This is a genomic window from Aeromicrobium choanae, from assembly GCF_900167475.1.
In the GTDB taxonomy this organism is placed as follows: domain Bacteria; phylum Actinomycetota; class Actinomycetes; order Propionibacteriales; family Nocardioidaceae; genus Aeromicrobium; species Aeromicrobium choanae.
In genome coordinates this window covers 3,081,846-3,098,707 of record NZ_LT796768.1, presented here as the reverse complement: position 1 = coordinate 3,098,707, position 16,862 = coordinate 3,081,846, and the positions used below count along the sequence as shown (strand labels likewise).

General features: G+C 70.7%; 20 protein-coding genes. 5 read left to right on the top strand and 15 right to left on the bottom strand.

All coding sequences use genetic code 11. The features are described from left to right. Nucleotides 1-35: 35 nt before the first annotated feature. Entirely contained in the window at nt 36-494 is a 459-nt protein-coding gene (locus tag B5D60_RS15025; protein WP_172806385.1) for a GNAT family N-acetyltransferase, read from the bottom strand. Nucleotides 495-919: 425 nt separating this feature from the next. Between B5D60_RS15025 and B5D60_RS16840 the strand changes: the two genes are divergently transcribed. After that, nucleotides 920-1,468: a C40 family peptidase gene (locus B5D60_RS16840; RefSeq protein ID WP_172806384.1), complete on the top strand. Its 549-nt coding sequence runs from the start codon at nt 920-922 to the stop codon at nt 1,466-1,468. Between the two features lie 60 nt (nt 1,469-1,528). On the opposite strand, the gene B5D60_RS15015 is transcribed toward B5D60_RS16840, so the two are convergent. The 7 genes from B5D60_RS15015 to B5D60_RS14985 are packed head-to-tail and all read right to left on the bottom strand — an operon-like array spanning nt 1,529 to nt 6,672. Then, nucleotides 1,529-2,485: an NAD(P)-dependent alcohol dehydrogenase gene (locus tag B5D60_RS15015; RefSeq protein ID WP_078700906.1), complete on the bottom strand. Its 957-nt coding sequence runs from the start codon at nt 2,483-2,485 to the stop codon at nt 1,529-1,531. Nucleotides 2,486-2,511: 26 nt separating this feature from the next. Beyond that, a complete protein-coding gene (locus B5D60_RS15010; protein ID WP_078700905.1) occupies nt 2,512-3,684 on the bottom strand; it encodes an SGNH/GDSL hydrolase family protein in 1,173 nt (390 codons plus the stop codon). Then, a complete protein-coding gene (locus tag B5D60_RS15005; RefSeq protein ID WP_078700904.1) occupies nt 3,681-4,277 on the bottom strand; it encodes a TetR/AcrR family transcriptional regulator in 597 nt (198 codons plus the stop codon). The genes B5D60_RS15010 and B5D60_RS15005 overlap by 4 nt, the downstream gene beginning before the upstream one ends. Nucleotides 4,278-4,310: 33 nt before the next feature. Then, nucleotides 4,311-4,691 (bottom strand): YciI family protein, encoded by a 381-nt coding sequence (locus B5D60_RS15000; RefSeq protein WP_078700903.1) that lies wholly within the window; start codon nt 4,689-4,691, stop codon nt 4,311-4,313. Further along, nucleotides 4,688-5,446, bottom strand: a complete 759-nt coding sequence (locus B5D60_RS14995; RefSeq protein WP_078700902.1) for an alpha/beta fold hydrolase — start codon at nt 5,444-5,446, stop codon at nt 4,688-4,690. The genes B5D60_RS15000 and B5D60_RS14995 overlap by 4 nt, the downstream gene beginning before the upstream one ends. Before the next feature lie 31 nt (nt 5,447-5,477). Continuing rightward, a complete protein-coding gene (locus B5D60_RS14990) occupies nt 5,478-5,717 on the bottom strand; it encodes a hypothetical protein (RefSeq protein WP_078700901.1) in 240 nt (79 codons plus the stop codon). After that, nucleotides 5,710-6,672, bottom strand: a complete 963-nt coding sequence (locus B5D60_RS14985; protein ID WP_078700900.1) for a hypothetical protein — start codon at nt 6,670-6,672, stop codon at nt 5,710-5,712. The genes B5D60_RS14990 and B5D60_RS14985 overlap by 8 nt, the downstream gene beginning before the upstream one ends. Before the next feature lie 85 nt (nt 6,673-6,757). On the opposite strand from B5D60_RS14985, the gene B5D60_RS14980 reads away from it, so the two are divergent. The 4 genes from B5D60_RS14980 to efeB are packed head-to-tail and all read left to right on the top strand — an operon-like array spanning nt 6,758 to nt 11,333. Beyond that, entirely contained in the window at nt 6,758-8,008 is a 1,251-nt protein-coding gene (locus B5D60_RS14980) for an HNH endonuclease signature motif containing protein (protein ID WP_078700899.1), read from the top strand. 15 nt (nt 8,009-8,023) lie between these two features. After that, a complete protein-coding gene (efeU, locus tag B5D60_RS14975; RefSeq protein WP_078700898.1) occupies nt 8,024-8,881 on the top strand; it encodes an iron uptake transporter permease EfeU in 858 nt (285 codons plus the stop codon). Further along, the gene (gene efeO, locus B5D60_RS14970; RefSeq protein WP_078700897.1) at nt 8,878-10,089 is read left to right on the top strand and encodes an iron uptake system protein EfeO; all 1,212 of its coding nucleotides are present in this window, start codon (nt 8,878-8,880) and stop codon (nt 10,087-10,089) included. The genes efeU and efeO overlap by 4 nt, the downstream gene beginning before the upstream one ends. Then, on the top strand, nt 10,086-11,333 hold the full coding sequence (gene efeB, locus B5D60_RS14965) for an iron uptake transporter deferrochelatase/peroxidase subunit (protein WP_078700896.1): 1,248 nt from the start codon (nt 10,086-10,088) through the stop codon (nt 11,331-11,333). The genes efeO and efeB overlap by 4 nt, the downstream gene beginning before the upstream one ends. Here efeB and nusB read toward each other — a convergent pair. Genes nusB through B5D60_RS14930 form a run of 7 tightly spaced genes read right to left on the bottom strand, consistent with a single transcriptional unit; the run spans nt 11,265 to nt 16,854 of the window. After that, entirely contained in the window at nt 11,265-11,765 is a 501-nt protein-coding gene (gene nusB, locus B5D60_RS14960) for a transcription antitermination factor NusB (protein ID WP_078700895.1), read from the bottom strand. The two genes, efeB and nusB, sit on opposite strands and share 69 nt — an antisense overlap. Next, nucleotides 11,765-12,331, bottom strand: coding sequence for an elongation factor P (efp, locus tag B5D60_RS14955; RefSeq protein WP_241733185.1), 567 nt, complete (start codon nt 12,329-12,331; stop codon nt 11,765-11,767). Before efp ends, nusB begins: the two co-directional genes overlap by 1 nt. Continuing rightward, nucleotides 12,328-13,401 (bottom strand): M24 family metallopeptidase, encoded by a 1,074-nt coding sequence (locus B5D60_RS14950; protein WP_231948903.1) that lies wholly within the window; start codon nt 13,399-13,401, stop codon nt 12,328-12,330. The genes efp and B5D60_RS14950 overlap by 4 nt, the downstream gene beginning before the upstream one ends. Further along, the gene (gene aroB, locus B5D60_RS14945) at nt 13,394-14,476 is read right to left on the bottom strand and encodes a 3-dehydroquinate synthase (RefSeq protein WP_078700892.1); all 1,083 of its coding nucleotides are present in this window, start codon (nt 14,474-14,476) and stop codon (nt 13,394-13,396) included. The genes B5D60_RS14950 and aroB overlap by 8 nt, the downstream gene beginning before the upstream one ends. Then, the gene (locus tag B5D60_RS14940) at nt 14,473-14,985 is read right to left on the bottom strand and encodes a shikimate kinase (RefSeq protein WP_078700891.1); all 513 of its coding nucleotides are present in this window, start codon (nt 14,983-14,985) and stop codon (nt 14,473-14,475) included. The genes aroB and B5D60_RS14940 overlap by 4 nt, the downstream gene beginning before the upstream one ends. Then, nucleotides 14,982-16,160, bottom strand: a complete 1,179-nt coding sequence (aroC, locus tag B5D60_RS14935) for a chorismate synthase (RefSeq protein WP_078700890.1) — start codon at nt 16,158-16,160, stop codon at nt 14,982-14,984. The genes B5D60_RS14940 and aroC overlap by 4 nt, the downstream gene beginning before the upstream one ends. 37 nt (nt 16,161-16,197) lie before the next feature. Continuing rightward, on the bottom strand, nt 16,198-16,854 hold the full coding sequence (locus B5D60_RS14930; RefSeq protein ID WP_153303053.1) for a prepilin peptidase: 657 nt from the start codon (nt 16,852-16,854) through the stop codon (nt 16,198-16,200). Nucleotides 16,855-16,862 lie beyond the last annotated feature (8 nt).

Here is a 16,862-nt window from a genome sequence, read left to right as displayed (position 1 = left end):
CACCCTTTCAACGTACGCCCGTGCTCCGGTCGGGGCTAGGGGCGCGGGCGCCTCAGGACGATCTCGTCGTCGGAGAGCTCGCCCGTCTCGATGAACCCCAGCGACCGGTAGAGCCCGAGCGCGACCTCGTTGCCGGCCGAGACCGACAACGCCGCCTCGCGGTACTCCGTGCCCGAGAGCGACGGCTCCTCGCGCTCCCAGAGGGTCAGCAACGCCTCGACGGTGGCACGACCCAGGCCTTCGCCCTGTCGTTCGGCGTCGATCACGAGACCACCGATCCAGTGGCTGTCGTCGTCGGGATCGACGGCCCACATGACGTGGCCGACGGTCGTCCCGTCCTCAGTCCGCACCGCACACGAGCGCCACAGTCCGTCGTACGCCGAGAGGCACAGGTAGTACGTGGGCTCGGCGACCCATTCCGACTGGGACTCGAGAGGGCGGACCCGTGCGATGTCGCGCCAGTTCTCGGCGGTGGCGGGGCTCAGGACGACCATGGCCCCATCCTCCATGATGTGACCCGTGGGGCTCCTGAGCGTGAGATGGATCACGTTGCGCCGTCTCCGGCAACCCACGTTTTTCCCTGCAATCACAGTCCGGGCCTGTCCCGAGGAGCCGAAGTGGCCGAATCCCTCCGATTCGTGGTCGCCCTCGGGTCGTGCCTATGGTCCCTGAGGCCCCTCTTGGGCCAGGCCGTGAGCACGCTGAACTCGCCGAGGTTCACGGGACCAGTCAATCCACACACAATCGGCGAGCCGGGGAAACCAGCATTGCGTCGCGTTTTCGCGACTTGGGGCTAACCACCGAACGTGGGGCACACCTTCACTGCCAGTCCGACAGGTCTCTCCTCGAAGGCGTTGAAGGAGATCCCCCTATGCGACATGTCGCAACGATTCTCGCTGCCTCACTGGCAGCCTCCATCATGACCGTCAGTGCTCCCGCCCAGGCGGCACCGGCCACCGTCAGCTCGAGCGGCGCCCAGAGCACCGCCGCCACCACGACCGCGGCCCCGACCGCGGCCCAGCTCCGCTACCAGCGCATCGTGAAGCGCAAGGCCGCGATCAAGCGCAAGAAGTACGTCATCGCCCGCAAGAAGGCGATCAAGCGCAAGCGCGCCATCGTCCGCGGCAAGAAGATCATGAACGCCGCCGCGAAGTACAAGGGCACCCCGTACCGCTATGGCGGCGCCAGCCCCTCGGGCTTCGACTGCTCCGGCCTCGTCAAGTACGTCGTGAAGAAGTCCGTCAAGAAGAGCATGCCGCGCGTCGCCGGTGCCCAGATGAAGAAGGGCAAGAAGGTCTCCAAGGGCAACAAGCGCAAGGGCGACCTGATCGGCTTCTACAACGGCTCGGGCGTCTACCACATCGCGATCTACGCCGGGAACAACAAGATCTGGCACTCGCCCCGTCCGGGCAAGTCCGTCGAGAAGGTCAAGATCTGGACCGGCTCCTACAAGGTCCGCCGGGTCTGATCACCCGCAGATCCCGTCGAGGGCGAGTCACCGCACGGTGGCTCGCCCTTGGCATGTCCATCACGAGGTCGGGACCACCACGACCTTGCCGAGCGCCCGCCCCTCGCCGACACGGGCGAGTGCCTCCGGAACCTCGTCGAGGCTGTAGGTCCGGTCGGTGTGAACCGTCACCTCGCCGCGGCTGACCAGGTGCGCGAGCGGCGCGAAGTGCCCGGGGCCCTCCTTCACCGCGAGGACGCCCAGCGAGCGGCCGGTGGCCTTCCCGACGAGCGCGCCGGCGGTGAGCACCCTCAGGAGCGTGCCGACCGAGCCGCCCACACAGCGGTAGGTCCCGCCGCGAGCGACCGAGCGCCGGTAGGCCAGGACCGAGCGGTGGGCCACCAGATCGAGGACGAGGTCGTACGGCCCGGTCCGGGTGAAGTCCTGAAGCCGGTAGTCGAGGACCTCGTCGGCCCCGACCGCGCGCATGAACTCCAGCTTCGTGGCGTTGTCGACGCCGGTCACGTGGGCGCCGAGCCGCTTCGCGAGCTGGATCGCGAACGAGCCCGAACCACCGCCGGCGCCGTTGACCAGCACGCGCGAGCCCGGCCGCGCCCAGGCGGTGCCCTGGATCGCGATCGCCCCGGCCTGGGGAAGCGTCGAGGCGTCGGTGAACGAGAGCGCGGCCGGCTTGGCCGCGAGCGCCGACTCCGGGGCCACCGCGTACTCCGCGAAGCCGCCCTTCAGCGCGAGATTGTCGCCGTACACCTCGTCGCCGGGACGGAACCCCGTCACGCCCGCTCCCACGGACTCGACGACGCCGGCGATGTCGGACCCGAGGGTCCGGCGGGCCGGGGCCCGCAGACCGCCGATCCGCGCGTACGCCGGCGACCCGACGAGGCACTCCCAGTCGCTCAGGTTCACCGAGGTCGCCTCGACCCGCACCAGCACCTGACCGGACGACGGCGTCGGGACGGGCACGTCCTCGACCCGCAGGACCTCCGGTCCGCCGTACCGGTCGTGGACCACCGCTCTCATGTGCGACATCATCCCCCAGGGCGGGATCACTCACCGAAGATCCCGCCCGCGGCGAACGCGAGCGTTGCGAAGCGCTCCCCCATGAGGCGGTGGGTGGCGGCACTGGGGTGGAGCGCGTCGGGCAGCGGGTCGGTCTCGAAGTCGGCCTCGCCGTAGAGCTCGCGCCCGTCGAGCAGATGCAGGTTCGGGTCGTCGAGCCGCCGGGACTCGACGATCTGCGTCATCTGCTCGCGGATCACGCGCAGCGTGAGCTTGCCGAACGCGACGTCGGCCGGGTCGCCGCCGGCCTTGAACCGGACGTTGTCGGTGCCGAGCGTCGCCGGGTCGACGAGTCCCGGTCCGGGCGTGTCCTCATGGATCGGGCACAGGATCGGCGAGACGAGCAGCAGGGGCGCGTCGGGGTGGCCGTCGCGGATCGTGTCGAGGAAGCCGTGCAGCGCCGCGACGAACCCGCGCACGCGCATGAGGTCGGCGTTGACGAGGTTGATCCCCATCTTGACGCTGATCAGGTCCGCCGGGAGGTCGCGCATCGTGCGCGCGGTGGCCGGGTCGAGCAGGGCGCTGCCGCCGAAGCCGAGGTTCACCAGGTCCACTCCCCCGGCGGTCGCCGCCACGGCGGGCCAGGTCCCGGTGGGGCGCACGGCGGCGGAACCGTGGCTGATCGAGCTGCCGTGATGCAGCCACACCCTCCGGTCACCCGCCGGCATGGTGGCCACGGGCGCGTCGGCACGCAGTTCGACGACTTCCGTCAGCTCGTTGTGCGGGAGCCAGATCTCCACCGTCTTCTCGGTCGCCGGGAGACCTTCGAAGGTCACGGCGCCGGGCTCTCCGTGGGTCACCTCGCGTCCGCCCGTGCTCATGTCGATCGTGAGCACGTCTCCCCCGACGACCGATCCGCGGCCGGCCGGCACACCGTCGACGAGCAGCTCGTAGACGCCCAACGGTCGGGGCGGCGCCCCGACGTAGGCCACGCGCGTCGGCTGAGCGGCGATCTCGATCGTCGTGGCCGCCGTGCGCATCACGAGGCGGACACCGGAGGGCTGAGCCTCGGCCATGAGGAGCTGCGGGTCGGGCAGCTGGCGCCGCGCCCACGCCGGCAGCCGGTGCGGCTGCACGCCGCGAGCCGTCGGCTCGAGATCGACCACGCCGCGGAACAGCGCCTCGGTGAGGGGGACGTCGTGCAGGGTCGGATGCGTCATCGCGGGCTTTCCTGATCGGGTGCGACCGTGACCGGCCAGTGCGTGAGCGCGCTGTCGAGCGCCTGGGTCATGCGGAGCCACGAGTCCTCAGGGTCGGGCTGTGAGTGGTCGAAGCCGCCGTTCACGTGCAGGCGCACGAAGCCGTTGACGGTGCTGCCGACGAGGCGCACGGCGTGCGTCTGCTCCTCCTCCGGCAGCCCGTACGCCCGGACGACGCCGAGCATCAGCGCACCGACGCGCACACCCGGCGGCCCGGCCTCCGGCGCGGTGATGCGCACCTGCGTGGCCTCCCACCGTCCTGGGTGCTCGAGCGCGTAGCCGCGCACCGTGTCGACGAGGGCTCCGAGCGCGTCCCGTCCCGCGCGCCCGGCGAGCGCGAGGGCCAGCCGGTCACCGAGCTCGGCGAGAGCCAGCGCACTGACGCGACCACGCAGGTCGTCCGCCCCGTCGAGGTGGAAGTACACGCTCGCGGGCTTGACCCCCGCTCGCCGGGCGACCTCGGAGACGCTGAGCCGCTCGAAGCCGAGCTCGTCGGCGATGTCCGCAGCCGTCGTCGCGAGCGAGTCGGGGGTGAGAGTGGGTCGGGAGGACATGGAAACTACTTCCTGTAGGCGTTCACCTACAGTCTATAGGTTGTTCATGAAGCGACGGTCCCCCACCGTCCCCTCCGCGCCGGGGAACGCCAGCGAGCCCGCGCCGATCCACCACTGCATCACCTCGAACGTCAGCCTTCCGGCTAGCACCGACGGGTCCTCACCCGAGAGGCGCGCGGCCTCGTCCGGGTCGCACGCGAAGATCGACATCCCCCGGAACGACTGGTCGGACTGCTCCAGGAAGGGTCCGTTCGCGACGAGGAAACCTCTCCGCCCCAGTTCGGCGCGATATGCGAGGTGACGAGCCTGGAGAGCGTCGAGCTCGTCCTCGGGCAGCTCCGGGGCGTCCGCAGGTCTCCGGAGGATCACCACCGTGAGGACGTCGAAGGCGTCGGGAATGTCGCCGGCCGTCACGGGGCCACCCGGGCCAGCCAGTGGCGGATCAGCGCGCCCAGCAGCTCCGGCTGCTCGTGCGGGAGCGCGTGACCCGCGTCGTCGACCACGGCGAGCGTCGCGCGCGCATGGACGTCGAGCAGGTCGGCCGCGCCGGCGTACCCCACCGTCGAGTCCATCCGACCCGCCACGACCAGGGTCGGCCCGGGGTAGGGCGCGGCGGCCAGCGAGAGTCCCCAGTTCTCGCCGATGCGCTCCATCGCCGCCTCGTCGACGAGCTCGGCCGAGGGCGCGACGAACCGCTCGTACCGCTCGAGCATCTCCGGGGTCTGGACGACGAAGTAGTCGCGGAAGACGTCGTCCCCGAGGCCACCCGGCCCGGCGATCACCTGGTGCTCGGGCACGTCGTGATCGCCCGTCAGGACCGGGCACACGAGAGCCAGGCCGGCCACCTGCTCCGGAGCCCGCGCGGCCATCTCCCGTGCGAGGTACGCGCCCCAGGAGTGGCCGAGGAGCAGGAACGGCTCGCTGCCGCACTCGGCATGCACGAAGTCGAGCATCAGGTGCAGGACGTCGTCGGACGACCGCAGCGTCTCCGGCGCCGGCGAGCGTCCCATGCCCGGCAGGTCGGGATACACGCGCCGAAGGCCGGGGACCTGCTCGAGGATCGGCTCGAAGCACGCCTCGGGCTCGCGGTGGTCGACGCCGGCGCCGTGCAGCACCACCACGGGGCGACCCTGCCCGTGACGGACGACGTGGAGTGCTGCGGGCTCCATCCTCGCAACGTAGTCCCCCGCGCTGCCGGAGTCAGCCCATCTTGTCGACCCAGCGCACGAGCCGGCCGCGCTCGTCGACGTCGTGGTACGCCGGCGGGCCCGGGACGGGGTCGTCGCGCAGGCACGCGATGACCTCGGCCGGGCCGTGCAGGTGCTCCTCGACGGCGGTGGTCCAGTGCACGTCCGGGGCGAGGCTGCGCTCCAGGCGCTCCCAGTCGCGCCGCTCGATCAGGCTCAGGATGTTGCCGACGGCAGGGACGAACTCAGCCACGATCTCCTCCTGCCTCCGGCGACGGCGACGTCGTTGCGCGCCAGACCGAGATCCGCTCGCGCAGCGTCGGAAGGAAGTCAGGATCATCGACGCCCGTCGCGTGCACCATCCACGTCCATCCGTCGCTCGTGGTCCACACGTCTGTCGCTTCGTCCGCGTCCTCGGGATCCATCGACTTCACGCCCCGGACGGTGACGAAGAAGTCCTCCGTCAGATCGATGACGACGGTGCCCTCATCCATCCACGAGACCTGAAACTCCAGCGGCACCAGCGTCGAGATGGGTGAGAGATCCAGCCCTCGCTCACCCTCGGCTGACCGCTGCGCCCTGGTTAGCAGCTGCTCACGAAGCTCGGGCGGGAGATGATCCATGCCGTCGTCGGCCGATGACGTCCCGACGTAGGCGAACCACCCGGCATACCGGGTCTCGCCATCCCACCGCAGGAGCGCCTCGTCGATCTCGCCCAGCACCTCGAACTCCAGCCATCGCATGACGGTCTCGCCGGCATCGACCACCTCGAACGGCATGCCGGTGACGGCATCGACCACCAAGGTCAGCGCGAGGTCGTCGTCGCGGACATGCGGGAGGGACACGGTCAGCGTCGGCCGCCCGAACCGCTCGCCCGACTCGACCGGACCGTCGGCGCGCCGGTCATCCAGCTCCAACTGGTCCAGGCGTGGACGCGTGATCGGTGACCAAGGAGCCTCCTCGTCCTCGAACGCGAAACTTCCCCGGCCGCTCGCGACGGGCAGCTCGTGATCGTCCGAGAAGGTCACGAGTCGCTCTGGCTCCCTGATGGCGCACAGATCGCCGTCTTCGGTCTCCACGCGAAGCCGGTCCGCATGCTTCCAGATCCGGAAGCGCCGCGCTTCCACCTCCACCAGGCCGCGCAGCGGCGGCTCGCTCGGCTCCCCACAGACCATCCGGACCAGGAGTTCGACGACGTGTTCATCCACAGCGACAACCTAGTGTTCGCGCTCGCCTCGCGAAGGGCTTTCCGCGCTCGCGGTTTCTGTCGGTGGGGCCCACTAGGTTGGGTCCATGAGTTCGAACCGGGCGATCGTGGTGGGCGACGCGGTGCGTCGTGCGCGGGCGGTCGCGGAGTTCGAGGAGTGGGAGTTCGTGGCCTCGTTCCACGCCAAGCGCGTCGCCGAGATCGACCGTACCGACGACATCGCGCTGTCGAAGGATCTGGCGCGGCGTGAGGTGACGCTCGAGCTGGCTCAGGCCCTGCACGTCACCGAGCGCCAGGTGTGGTCCATGGTCACCGAGGCCACCGCGATCCGCGAGCGAGTCCCGGCGGTCTGGTCGGCGTTCCGGGTGGGAGACATCGACGCTGTTCGTGTGTCCGCGATCTCCGACACCGCCGAGCGGCTGGAGACTCCGGAGGCGTGGGCCGTGCTGGAGGCCTCCGCGCCCGAGTACGCCTCCACGCACACGATCACCGAGCTGCGAGCCTGGCTGCGGCGGCTGCGCGCGCGGCTCGAGCCCGACCAGGTGCAGCAGGAGACCGATCGGGCGGTCGAGGAGCGCCGTGTCTCGATCAGCCACAACAGCGACGGGACGTCGTGGCTCAACGCCCTGCTGCCCACCGGCGTGGCGATCGCCGTCGGTGACCGGCTGCGTCGCGCCGCGAAGGCTCTGCCGTCGGTGGATCCTGAGAGCGGCGAGAAGGACCGTCGCACGCGCGAGCAGAAGCAGGCCGACCTCGTGGCGCACTGGCTCACGTCCTGCACCGGCACCAGCACCGACATCCGCGCCGAGATCGCGATCAGCGTCGCGGTCACCGACCTCATCGGCCTGACCGACGGCCCCGGGCTCACCCTCGATGGCGAGCCGGTCGGCAGTGCGTGGGCTCGTGAGCTCGCCCAGTCGGAGCACGCGATGCTCAGGCGACTGGTCCTCGACCCCGTGGGCGAAGTCCTCGACACCACCGTCCTGGCCTACCGACCACCGGAGTCACTCAGGCAGGCGCTCCGATGGCGGGACGGAACCTGCAGAGTCGCCGGCTGCCGCGCACCGGTCCACGAGACCGACCTCGACCACGCGAAGGCCTATGACAGCGGCGGCACCACCAGCGGATCCAACCTCAGGTGCCTGTGCAGGAAGCACCACAACATGAAGTCCCACGGTCACCTCGACGACCGGTACCTCGACGCGCCCGTGCGGCACGTCGAGCGCTACCGGATCGCCCTGCGGCGCCCACGTGGCTTACTACACACGTCCTGCGTCGACGCGCGGCCGGCGCAGGAGTACCTTGGTGAGGCTGACCTAACACCAGGTCGACCCTGAAGCTGAAAGTCGCTGATGCTCGGTACCTTCCTGATCGGTCTGCGCGAGGGCCTCGAGGCCGCGCTGATCGTCGGCATCCTCATCGCCTACGTCCGCAAGATCGGCCGTGACGACGTGGTGCCACGCATCTGGGCCGGCGTCGCCATCGCCGTGGCGCTGTCGCTCGGACTCGGCGCTCTGCTCACCTTCGGCACCTACGGCCTGACGTTCGAGGCCCAGGAGATCATCGGCGGCACCCTGTCGATCGTGGCCGTCGGGCTCGTCACGTGGATGATCTTCTGGATGGCCCGTACCGCGCGCGGCCTGAAGGGCGAGCTCGAGCAGCAGGTCGACTCCCGGCTGGACGGGCCGGGATGGGGGCTCGTAGCCGTTGGCTTCCTCGCGGTCGCCCGCGAAGGCCTCGAGACCGCGCTCTTCCTGTGGAGCGCCGTCCGCTCCACCGATGACACCCCTCTGGCCTGGGTCGGCGCGGTGCTCGGCCTGGCCACGGCGGTCGCCATCGGCTGGCTGATCTATCGCGGCATCGTCCGCATCAACCTCGGCACCTTCTTCACCTGGACGGGAGCCCTGCTGATCGTGGTGGCCGCCGGAGTCCTCGCCTACGGCGTCCACGACCTCCAGGAGGCCGGTGTGCTTCCCGGACCGTGGACGCAGGGCGAGTCCGCGTGGGCGTTCCGGCTCAGCGACACGATCGATCCGTCCGGACTCCCGGCCGCCCTGCTCAAGGGCACGGTCGGGTTCTCCCCCGACATGACCAAGCTCGAGCTCGCCGTCTGGGCGACGTACCTCGCCGTCGTCGGCTTCGCGTACGCACGCGTCGTCCGACGACCCACCCCGACCCGACCCGTCACGACCGAAGGAACTCCCGCATGAACCGTCGCTCCCGCTCCACCGTGCTGGCCGTCGCCCTCACCGCGACGCTCGGCCTGAGCGCCTGCGTCAAGAACTCCGACTCCGACTCCGCCGCGATCAAGGTCTCCAGCACCGCCGACGGGTGCGAGGTGTCCGAGGTCGAAGCCGGCAGCGGCACCATCACGTTCGACGTCGCGAACGACGGGGACAAGATCACCGAGTTCTACCTGCTCGACAGCGACAAGCTGCGGATCATCGGCGAGGTCGAGAACATCGCCCCGGGCACCTCGCGGAACCTCACGGTCCAGGCGCAGCCCGGCGACTACTTCACCGAGTGCAAGCCCGGCATGGTGGGCGACGGCGTCGGGAACGCGCAGTTCACCGTGACCGGTGACGACGTCGAGGTCGACCAGGACCAGCAGAAGGCGATCGACACCGCCGTCGCTTCATACACCGCCTACACGAAGGACCAGGTGGGCGAGCTCGTCACGAACGTCGACGACTTCGTCGACGCGTACACCTCCGGCGACGACGAGACCGCGCGCCGGCTCTTCCCGATCACGCGCATCAACTACGAGCGCATCGAGCCCACCGCCGAGCAGTTCGGCGACCTCGACCCCAAGATCGACTACCGCAAGCCCGGGGCCGAGGCCGAGAACCTCCCCTTCACCGGCTTCCACCGCATCGAGATGGACCTGTGGCTCGACGAGGCGCGCAAGAACTACCCCGACGAGAAGCTGGCGGCGCTCGACGAGGCCGGCCGTGCCGAGCTGGGTGCCCAGCTGAAGACCGACATCAAAGCGCTCTACGACAAGGTCCACTCCGACGAGTTCGTCCTGACGATCGGCGACATCACCAACGGCGCCATCGGCCTTCTCGACGAGGTCGCCGCGCCCGACGGCAAGCTGCCCGGCGAGGAGGACGAGTTCAGCCACACCGACCTCTACGACTTCTACGCCAACGTGGAGGGCGCCAAGGTGGCCTACGCCTCGGTCCGCGGGATCGCCGAGAGCAAGGGCGCCGACGGTGAGCAGCTCGTGAGCAGCCTCGACGAGCAGTTCGGGTCGATGTTCGCCCTGCTCGAGACCCACGGCGACTACGACGAGGGCTTCGTCTCGTACGACACGGTCGAGCAGCCGCAGCGCAACGAGCTCGGGGCCCAGCTCAACGCCCTCAGCGAGCCGCTGTCGCAGCTGACGCACACCGTCCTCGGGGTCTCCTCGTCGTGACCGGTCCCCGCCTGTCGCGGCGCTCCGCCCTGGGCCTGCTGGGGGCCGCCGGTGCCGCCGGAGCCGTCGGGGTGGCCGGCGGCTTCGCCGCGGGAGCCGCGCAGGACGGCGCCCCCAGCGGCACCGACCTCGCCGTCCCGTTCCACGGCAAGCACCAGGCCGGGATCGCCACGACGGTGCAGCAGCACCTGTACTTCGCGTCGTTCGACATGACGTCCACGGCCGATCGCGAGGACCTCCGGGCCCTGCTGGCCGACTGGACCGACGCGGCCGCGCGGATGACCACCGGTCGTGAGGTCAGCCCCGAAGGCGCCGTCGGCGGTGGGCCGTACAAGCCGCCGGACGACACCGGTGAGGCGCTCGACCTGGCCGCCAACGCGCTGACGATCACGTTCGGCTTCGGCCCGACGCTGTTCGACGGGCGGTTCGGGCTCGCCGGCCGCCGGCCGAAGGAGCTCGTCGAGCTGCCGTCCTTCGCGTTCGACCTGCTCGAGGACCGCTTCAGCGGCGGCGACCTGTGCATCCAGGCATGCGCGAACGACCCCCAGGTCGCCGTCCACGCGATCCGCAACCTCTCGCGCATCGCCTTCGGCCGGGCCCAGGTGCGGTGGACCCAGCTCGGCTACGGCCGCACGTCCACCACCTCCAAGGCGCAGTCCACCCCGCGGAATCTCTTCGGGTTCAAGGACGGCACGGCCAACATCTTCAGCGACGACACGTCCGACCTGGCGGCGTCGGTGTGGACCGACGGCTCCGACCAGTCGTGGATGGCCGGCGGCACCTACCTCGTGGCCCGCAAGATCCAGATGCTGATCGAGTCCTGGGACCGGGTGCGGCTGGAGGAGCAGGAGGCCATCATCGGCCGCGACAAGGGGCAGGGAGCTCCCTTGTCGGGCGGCACCGAGTTCAGCGAGCCCGACTTCGACGTGGTCTCCACGAAGGCCGGCGGGCCCGCGATCCCCGAGACGGCACACGTGCGGCTGGCTCATCCCGACCGGAACGGCGGGGCACGGCTGCTGCGCCGCGGCTACAACTACGTCGAGGGCAACAACGACCTCGGTCAGCTGAACGCCGGGCTGTTCTTCCTGGCGTTCAGCCGCTCACCGCTGCAGTTCATCACGATCCAGCGGTCGCTGGCCGGGGATGCGCTCAACGAGTACATCCGCCACATCGGGTCAGCGCTCTTCGCCGTCCCCGGGGGCGTCCGTCCCGGCGGGTCCGTCGGCGATGGCCTCTTCACCTGACGGGTCCACGGGCTCGGGCTCACCGAGCGTCAGGGTCGACTTGATCTGCGAGACCTTCGACAGCAAGCCGTTGACGAAGCGCGGCGACTCGTCGGTCGACAGCTCCTTCGCCAGCTCGACGGCCTCGCTGATGGCCACCGGGTCCGGCACGTCGTCGGCGTAGAGGATCTCGTAGACGCCGATCCGCAGCAGGTTGCGGTCGACTGCCGGCATGCGGTCGAGGGACCACGCGTGCGAGTGCTCCTCCAGGAGGGCGTCGATCTGCCGGGCGTGCGCCGCGACGCCCTCGACCAACCCGACCGTGTACGGGTTGACCGGAGGGTCGTTGACCTCGAGCCGGTCGGCGAGGGTGCCGCCGGCGGACAGCCCGCGGGACTCGGACTCGAACAGGATGTCCAGGGCCCGCTTGCGGTACTTGGTGCGTGCAGCCATCAGGCCTTCACGCGACCGAGGTAGCTGCCGTCCCGGGTGTCGACCTTGACCTTCTCGCCCGAGCCGACGAACAGGGGCACCTGGATCTCCTTGCCGGTCTCCAGGCGGGCGGGCTTGGTGCCACCGCTGGAGCGGTCGCCCTGCAGGCCCGGATCCGTGTGCTCGATGACCAGCTCGACCGAGGCGGGCAGCTCGACGTAGAGCACGCGGCCCTCGTTCGTGGCCACGACGGCGTCCTGGTTCTCCAGCAGGTAGTCGACGGTGTTGCCCATGACCTCGGGCGTGACCTCGATCTGGTCGAACGTGGACGTGTCCATGAACACGAAGCTCGAGCCGTCGTTGTACAGGTACTGCATGTCGCGCTTGTCGACGCTGGCCGTCTCGACCTTGGTGCCGGCGTTGAAGGTGCGATCGAGCGTCTTGCCCGACTCGACGTCCTTGAGCTTCGTGCGGACGAAGGCGGGGCCCTTGCCCGGCTTCACGTGCTGGAACTCGACGACAGCCAGCAGCCGTCCGTCGATCTTGAGCACCATGCCGTTCTTGAGGTCGTTCGTGGTTGCCATCAGTCGATCTCCAGGAGTTCTTTGGTCGTATCGGTGAGCACGTCGGGCTCACCGCCGTGGTCGGGGTCGGTGACGAGGACGGTGTCCTCGATGCGCACGCCCCCACGGCCCGGAAGGTAGATCCCCGGCTCCATCGTCAGGACGGTGCGGCTGGCAAGTCTACCGGTGTGGGACGACGCGATGAACGGGTCCTCGTGGATCTGCAGTCCGACGCCGTGGCCGAGGCCCGTCGTGAACGCATCCAGCCAGCCCGAGGCCTCGAGCGATCCGCGCGCCGCCGTGTTCGCATCGGCCACCGGAACCCCGTCGCGGAGGCGGTCGAGACCCGCGGCCTGCGACTCGCGGACGGCGGCGTGGATCTCGCGCTGCCAGTCCTGCGCTGGACCCAGGACGAAGGTGCGCGTGCAGTCGGCGTGGTAGCCGTCGACGCGCGCGCCGAAGTCGATCTTCAGCAGGTCGCCGCGACGCAGCTCGCGGTCGGTGGGGTCGTGGTGCGGGATCGCGCTGTGCTCCCCCGCCGCCAGGATCGTCTCGAACGCCTTGTCCTCGGCGCCCAGCTCGAGCATCCGCCACTCGAGGTCGCGGGCCACCTCGCGCTCGGTGCGGCCGACGAGCGGGCCGGCCACGAGTGCCTCCAGCGCCTGGCAGGAGATCTCGCACGCGCGACGCAGGGCGGCGATCTCGGTATCGTCCTTGGTCTCGCGGAGCCGCTCGACCAGGCGTCCCGAGCGCTCGGGGCGGTCCAGCTGCTGCCACGAGTCCACGTCGAGCAAGTGCGTCTCGGCCACGAGGTCGGCCGGGGCACGGCCCGCCGCCACTCCGAGGAGGTCGCGGGTGACGACGATCTCGATGTCGTCGTTCCCGGCGGCGGCGAGCTCGGCGGCGGACTGGTCGCGGTACCGACCGTCGGTCAGGAAGACCGCCTCGCCGTCAGCGCGCACGAGACACGCGCCGTTCGATCCGGTGAATCCGGTCAGGTAGCGCACGTTGACCAGGTCGGAGACGTACATCGCGGCGTGCCCGGACTCGGCCAGCAGGCCACGCAGCAGGTCGAGGCGGGTCGGCTCAGCCACGGACGGCCTCCCAGCTGGCGCGCAGGACGTCCTCATCGGGTCCGGCCAGGACCCGCGGGGACGCCAGCGCGTCGAGCACCACGAACCGCAGCTGGTCGCCGCGCGTCTTCTTGTCCAGGCGCATGCCGCTGAGCAGCTCCTCGAACGTCGCTCGGTCGTAGTTCGTCGGCAGGCCCACGAGACCCAGCGTGGCACGGTGCCGGGCCAGCAGCGCGTCGTCGATCAGGCCGGAGCGGTGGGCGAGCTCGGCGACGAACACCATGCCCACGCTGATCGCCTCGCCGTGGCGCATCGTGTACTTCTCGTGCCGCTCGATCGCGTGGCCGAGGGTGTGGCCGTAGTTGAGCGCCTCGCGGCCGATCGATCCGTCCGCTCCGGTCTCGCGCAGGTCGCCGGCCACGGTGCGGGCCTTGACCGCGATGCCGCGGGTGACGAGGTCGGCGAGCAGGTCGTCGGCGGGGTCGAGCGCACGCTCGGGAGCGGACTCGACGTCGTCGAGGATCGACGGGTCGGCGATGAACCCGCACTTGACCACCTCGGCCAGTCCCCCGCGCAGCTCGCGCGCCGGCAGCTCGGCGAGGGTGGCGAGGTCGCACAGCACGCCGACGGGCTCGTGGAACGCGCCCACCAGGTTCTTGCCGGCGGCGACGTTGATCCCGGTCTTGCCGCCGACGGCGGCGTCGACCATCCCGAGCACGGTGGTGGGCACGGTGACGAAGCGGACGCCGCGCAGCCAGCTGGCGGCGACGAAGCCGGCCAGGTCGGTGGTGGCCCCGCCGCCGACGCCGATGACGAGGTCGGAGCGGGTGAAGCCACGCAGCCCCAGCTGGTCCCAGCAGTGCGCGAGGAACTCGACGGTCTTGGCCTGCTCGCCGTCGGGCGCCTCGATCAGCAGCACCTCACGACCGGGCAGGTGCTGCGCGAGCCCCTCCGCCACGCCGAGCACCGGGCCGGCGTGGATGATCGCGACCCGCAGCGCGTCCTCGGGCACGAGGCTCTCGAGCTCGGCCATCACGTGGTGACCGACGACGACCTCGTACGGCTGTGCCGTCTCGACCGCGACGCGGCGGGTCATCGGCCGAGCTCCTTCAGGACGCGGTCGACGACCTCGTCCGGGCTGAGGTCGTTCGTGTCGATCGCGAAGGTGGCGACCGCGTTGTACAGCGGTCGGCGAGCGTCCATGAGCTTCTTGAGCTGGCCGCGAATGTTGCCCATCAGCAGCGGGCGGCCCGTGTTCATCCCCACGCGTGCGGCCGCCTGGGCCAGCCCGACGTCGAGGTGGGCGACCGTGTGGTCCGCCAGCAGCACGCGGGTGCCCTCGTCCATCACCGCGCCGCCGCCCAGGGCGAGGACGCCGTCGTGCGTGCGCAGGGCCTCGGCCACCGCGGCCGCCTCGAGCTCGCGGAAGACCGGCTCACCGCGGCTGACGAAGATGTCCTGGACGGTCTCGCCCTCGTTCGCCTCGACGTCCTGGTCGGTGTCGCGGACCCGGACCCCCAGCCGGTCGGCGAGGAGCTCGGCGACCGTGGTCTTGCCCGCACCCGGCGGGCCCACCACGACGACGACCGGACGGGTCCCGGTCACCGGTGGCTCAGGTTCTCGAGGTAGGTGCGCACGTTGCGTGCGGTCTCGCCGACGGAGTCGCCACCGAACTTCTCCAGGAGCGCGTCGGCCACGACGAGCGCGACCATCGCCTCGGCCACGATGCCGGCGGCCGGAACGGCGCAGACGTCGGAGCGCTGGTGGTGCGCCCGGGTCTCCTCGCCGGTGGCGACGTCGACGGTGCGCAGGGCCCGCGGCACGGTGGCGATCGGCTTCATGGCGGCGCGGACCCGCAGCAGCTCGCCGGTGGTCATGCCACCCTCGGTGCCGCCCGCGCGACCGGAGACGCGACGGATGCCCTCGGCCGTGGGGACGATCTCGTCATGAGCGAGCGAGCCGCGGGTGCGCGCCAGCTCGAAGCCGTCGCCCAGCTCGACGCCCTTGATCGCCTGGATGCCCATGAGCGCGGCGGCGAGGCGGCTGTCGAGCCGGCGGTCCCACTGCGTGTGCGAGCCCAGGCCCGGGGGCAGTCCCTCGACGATGACCTCGACGACGCCACCGAGGGTGTCGCCGTCCTTGTGGGCGGCGTCGACCTCGGCCACCATCGCCTGCGACGTCTCGGGGTCGAAGCAGCGCAGCGGGTCGGCGTCGAGCCGCTCGACGTCGGCGTGGGTGGGCAGCACGCCCGCGGGCGCCCTGACGGTGCCCAGCTCGACGACGTGGCTGACGATCCGGGCGCCCGTGGTCTGCGCGATGAACTGCGCGGCGATCTCGCCGAGGGCGACGCGGGCCGCGGTCTCGCGGGCACTCGCGCGCTCGAGGATCGGGCGGGCCTCGTCGAAGTCGAACTTCTGCATGCCCGCGAGGTCGGCGTGGCCCGGACGCGGACGAGTCAGCGGCGCGTTGCGCTTGAGCCCGGCGAGGGTCTCGGGATCGACCGGGTCGGCCGCCATGACCTGGTCCCACTTCGGCCACTCGCTGTTGCCGATGCGCATCGCGATCGGGCTGCCGAGCGTGCGGCCGTGGCGGATGCCGCCGATGATCTCCAGCTCGTCGGCCTCGAAGGCCATCCGGGCACCGCGGCCGTAGCCGAGGCGGCGCCGCGCGAGGGCGGCCTGGATCTCCTTGCTCGTGACCTCCACACCGGCCGGGAGGCCGTCGAGGGTCGCGACGAGTGCGGGGCCGTGTGACTCACCGGCAGTCAACCAACGAAGCATGGGGCGATTCTCTCAGACCCCCCGGCGTCAGCCTCTTTCAGACCCAGAGTGAGGCGAACGCACCGAGCAGCAGGTACGGACCGAACGCGATCGGGATCCGCTGGCCGATGCGACCGCGCACGAGCACCAGGCCGACGACGGCGCCGATGCACAGGCCGAAGAACACGCCGTAGTACGTGGCCACCAGACCGAGGGGGCCCAGCCCGACGCCGACCACGGCCGAGAGCCGGACGTCGCCGTATCCCATGGGTCCGAGGACGGCGAGCAGGAAGTAGAAGCCGAACACCGCCACGTTGCCGATCAGCGCGTGCAGCAGCACCGAGGCATCCTGCATCCACAGCGCGCTCACGCCGATCAGCAGCCACGAGACGACGTACAGCCGCGAGACGATGAGGTACGGCAGCAGGTGCACCTTCCAGTCCACCCACGCGAGGACGGGAGTGGCGGCCGCGATGGGGATCCACACCGGCAGCAGCCTCGGCTCGGAGATCGTCGCGGCGGCGACCGCTCCCAGCGCGGCCGCCGGCAGGGCCAGCCACAGCCCGAGCCGGGGCACGGCCGCCAGGTCGGCGTACGGGATCTTCGGCGGCATGTCGTCGTCCGGCTCGGCCGTGGGCTCGGGGAGCCGGGCGAGCAGCAGCGGGGAGACCGCGGCCAGCAGACCGGCCAGCAGGGCACTCAGGACGATGGGCACGAGGTGCA

What these genes read in the sequence shown, in the direction of transcription:
- efeU (WP_078700898.1), top strand. Translation starts at nt 8,024, where the DNA reads ATGCTCGGTACCTTCCTGATCGGTCTGCGCGAGGGCCTCGAGGCCGCG.
- B5D60_RS15025 (WP_172806385.1), bottom strand. Translation starts at nt 494, where the DNA reads ATGGTCGTCCTGAGCCCCGCCACCGCCGAGAACTGGCGCGACATCGCA.
- B5D60_RS14980 (WP_078700899.1), top strand. Translation starts at nt 6,758, where the DNA reads ATGAGTTCGAACCGGGCGATCGTGGTGGGCGACGCGGTGCGTCGTGCG.
- B5D60_RS15005 (WP_078700904.1), bottom strand. Translation starts at nt 4,277, where the DNA reads ATGTCCTCCCGACCCACTCTCACCCCCGACTCGCTCGCGACGACGGCT.
- nusB (WP_078700895.1), bottom strand. Translation starts at nt 11,765, where the DNA reads ATGGCTGCACGCACCAAGTACCGCAAGCGGGCCCTGGACATCCTGTTC.
- B5D60_RS15015 (WP_078700906.1), bottom strand. Translation starts at nt 2,485, where the DNA reads ATGAGAGCGGTGGTCCACGACCGGTACGGCGGACCGGAGGTCCTGCGG.
- B5D60_RS15010 (WP_078700905.1), bottom strand. Translation starts at nt 3,684, where the DNA reads ATGACGCATCCGACCCTGCACGACGTCCCCCTCACCGAGGCGCTGTTC.
- B5D60_RS16840 (WP_172806384.1), top strand. Translation starts at nt 920, where the DNA reads ATGACCGTCAGTGCTCCCGCCCAGGCGGCACCGGCCACCGTCAGCTCG.
- aroB (WP_078700892.1), bottom strand. Translation starts at nt 14,476, where the DNA reads ATGACCCGCCGCGTCGCGGTCGAGACGGCACAGCCGTACGAGGTCGTC.
- efeO (WP_078700897.1), top strand. Translation starts at nt 8,878, where the DNA reads ATGAACCGTCGCTCCCGCTCCACCGTGCTGGCCGTCGCCCTCACCGCG.
- aroC (WP_078700890.1), bottom strand. Translation starts at nt 16,160, where the DNA reads ATGCTTCGTTGGTTGACTGCCGGTGAGTCACACGGCCCCGCACTCGTC.
- B5D60_RS14995 (WP_078700902.1), bottom strand. Translation starts at nt 5,446, where the DNA reads ATGGAGCCCGCAGCACTCCACGTCGTCCGTCACGGGCAGGGTCGCCCC.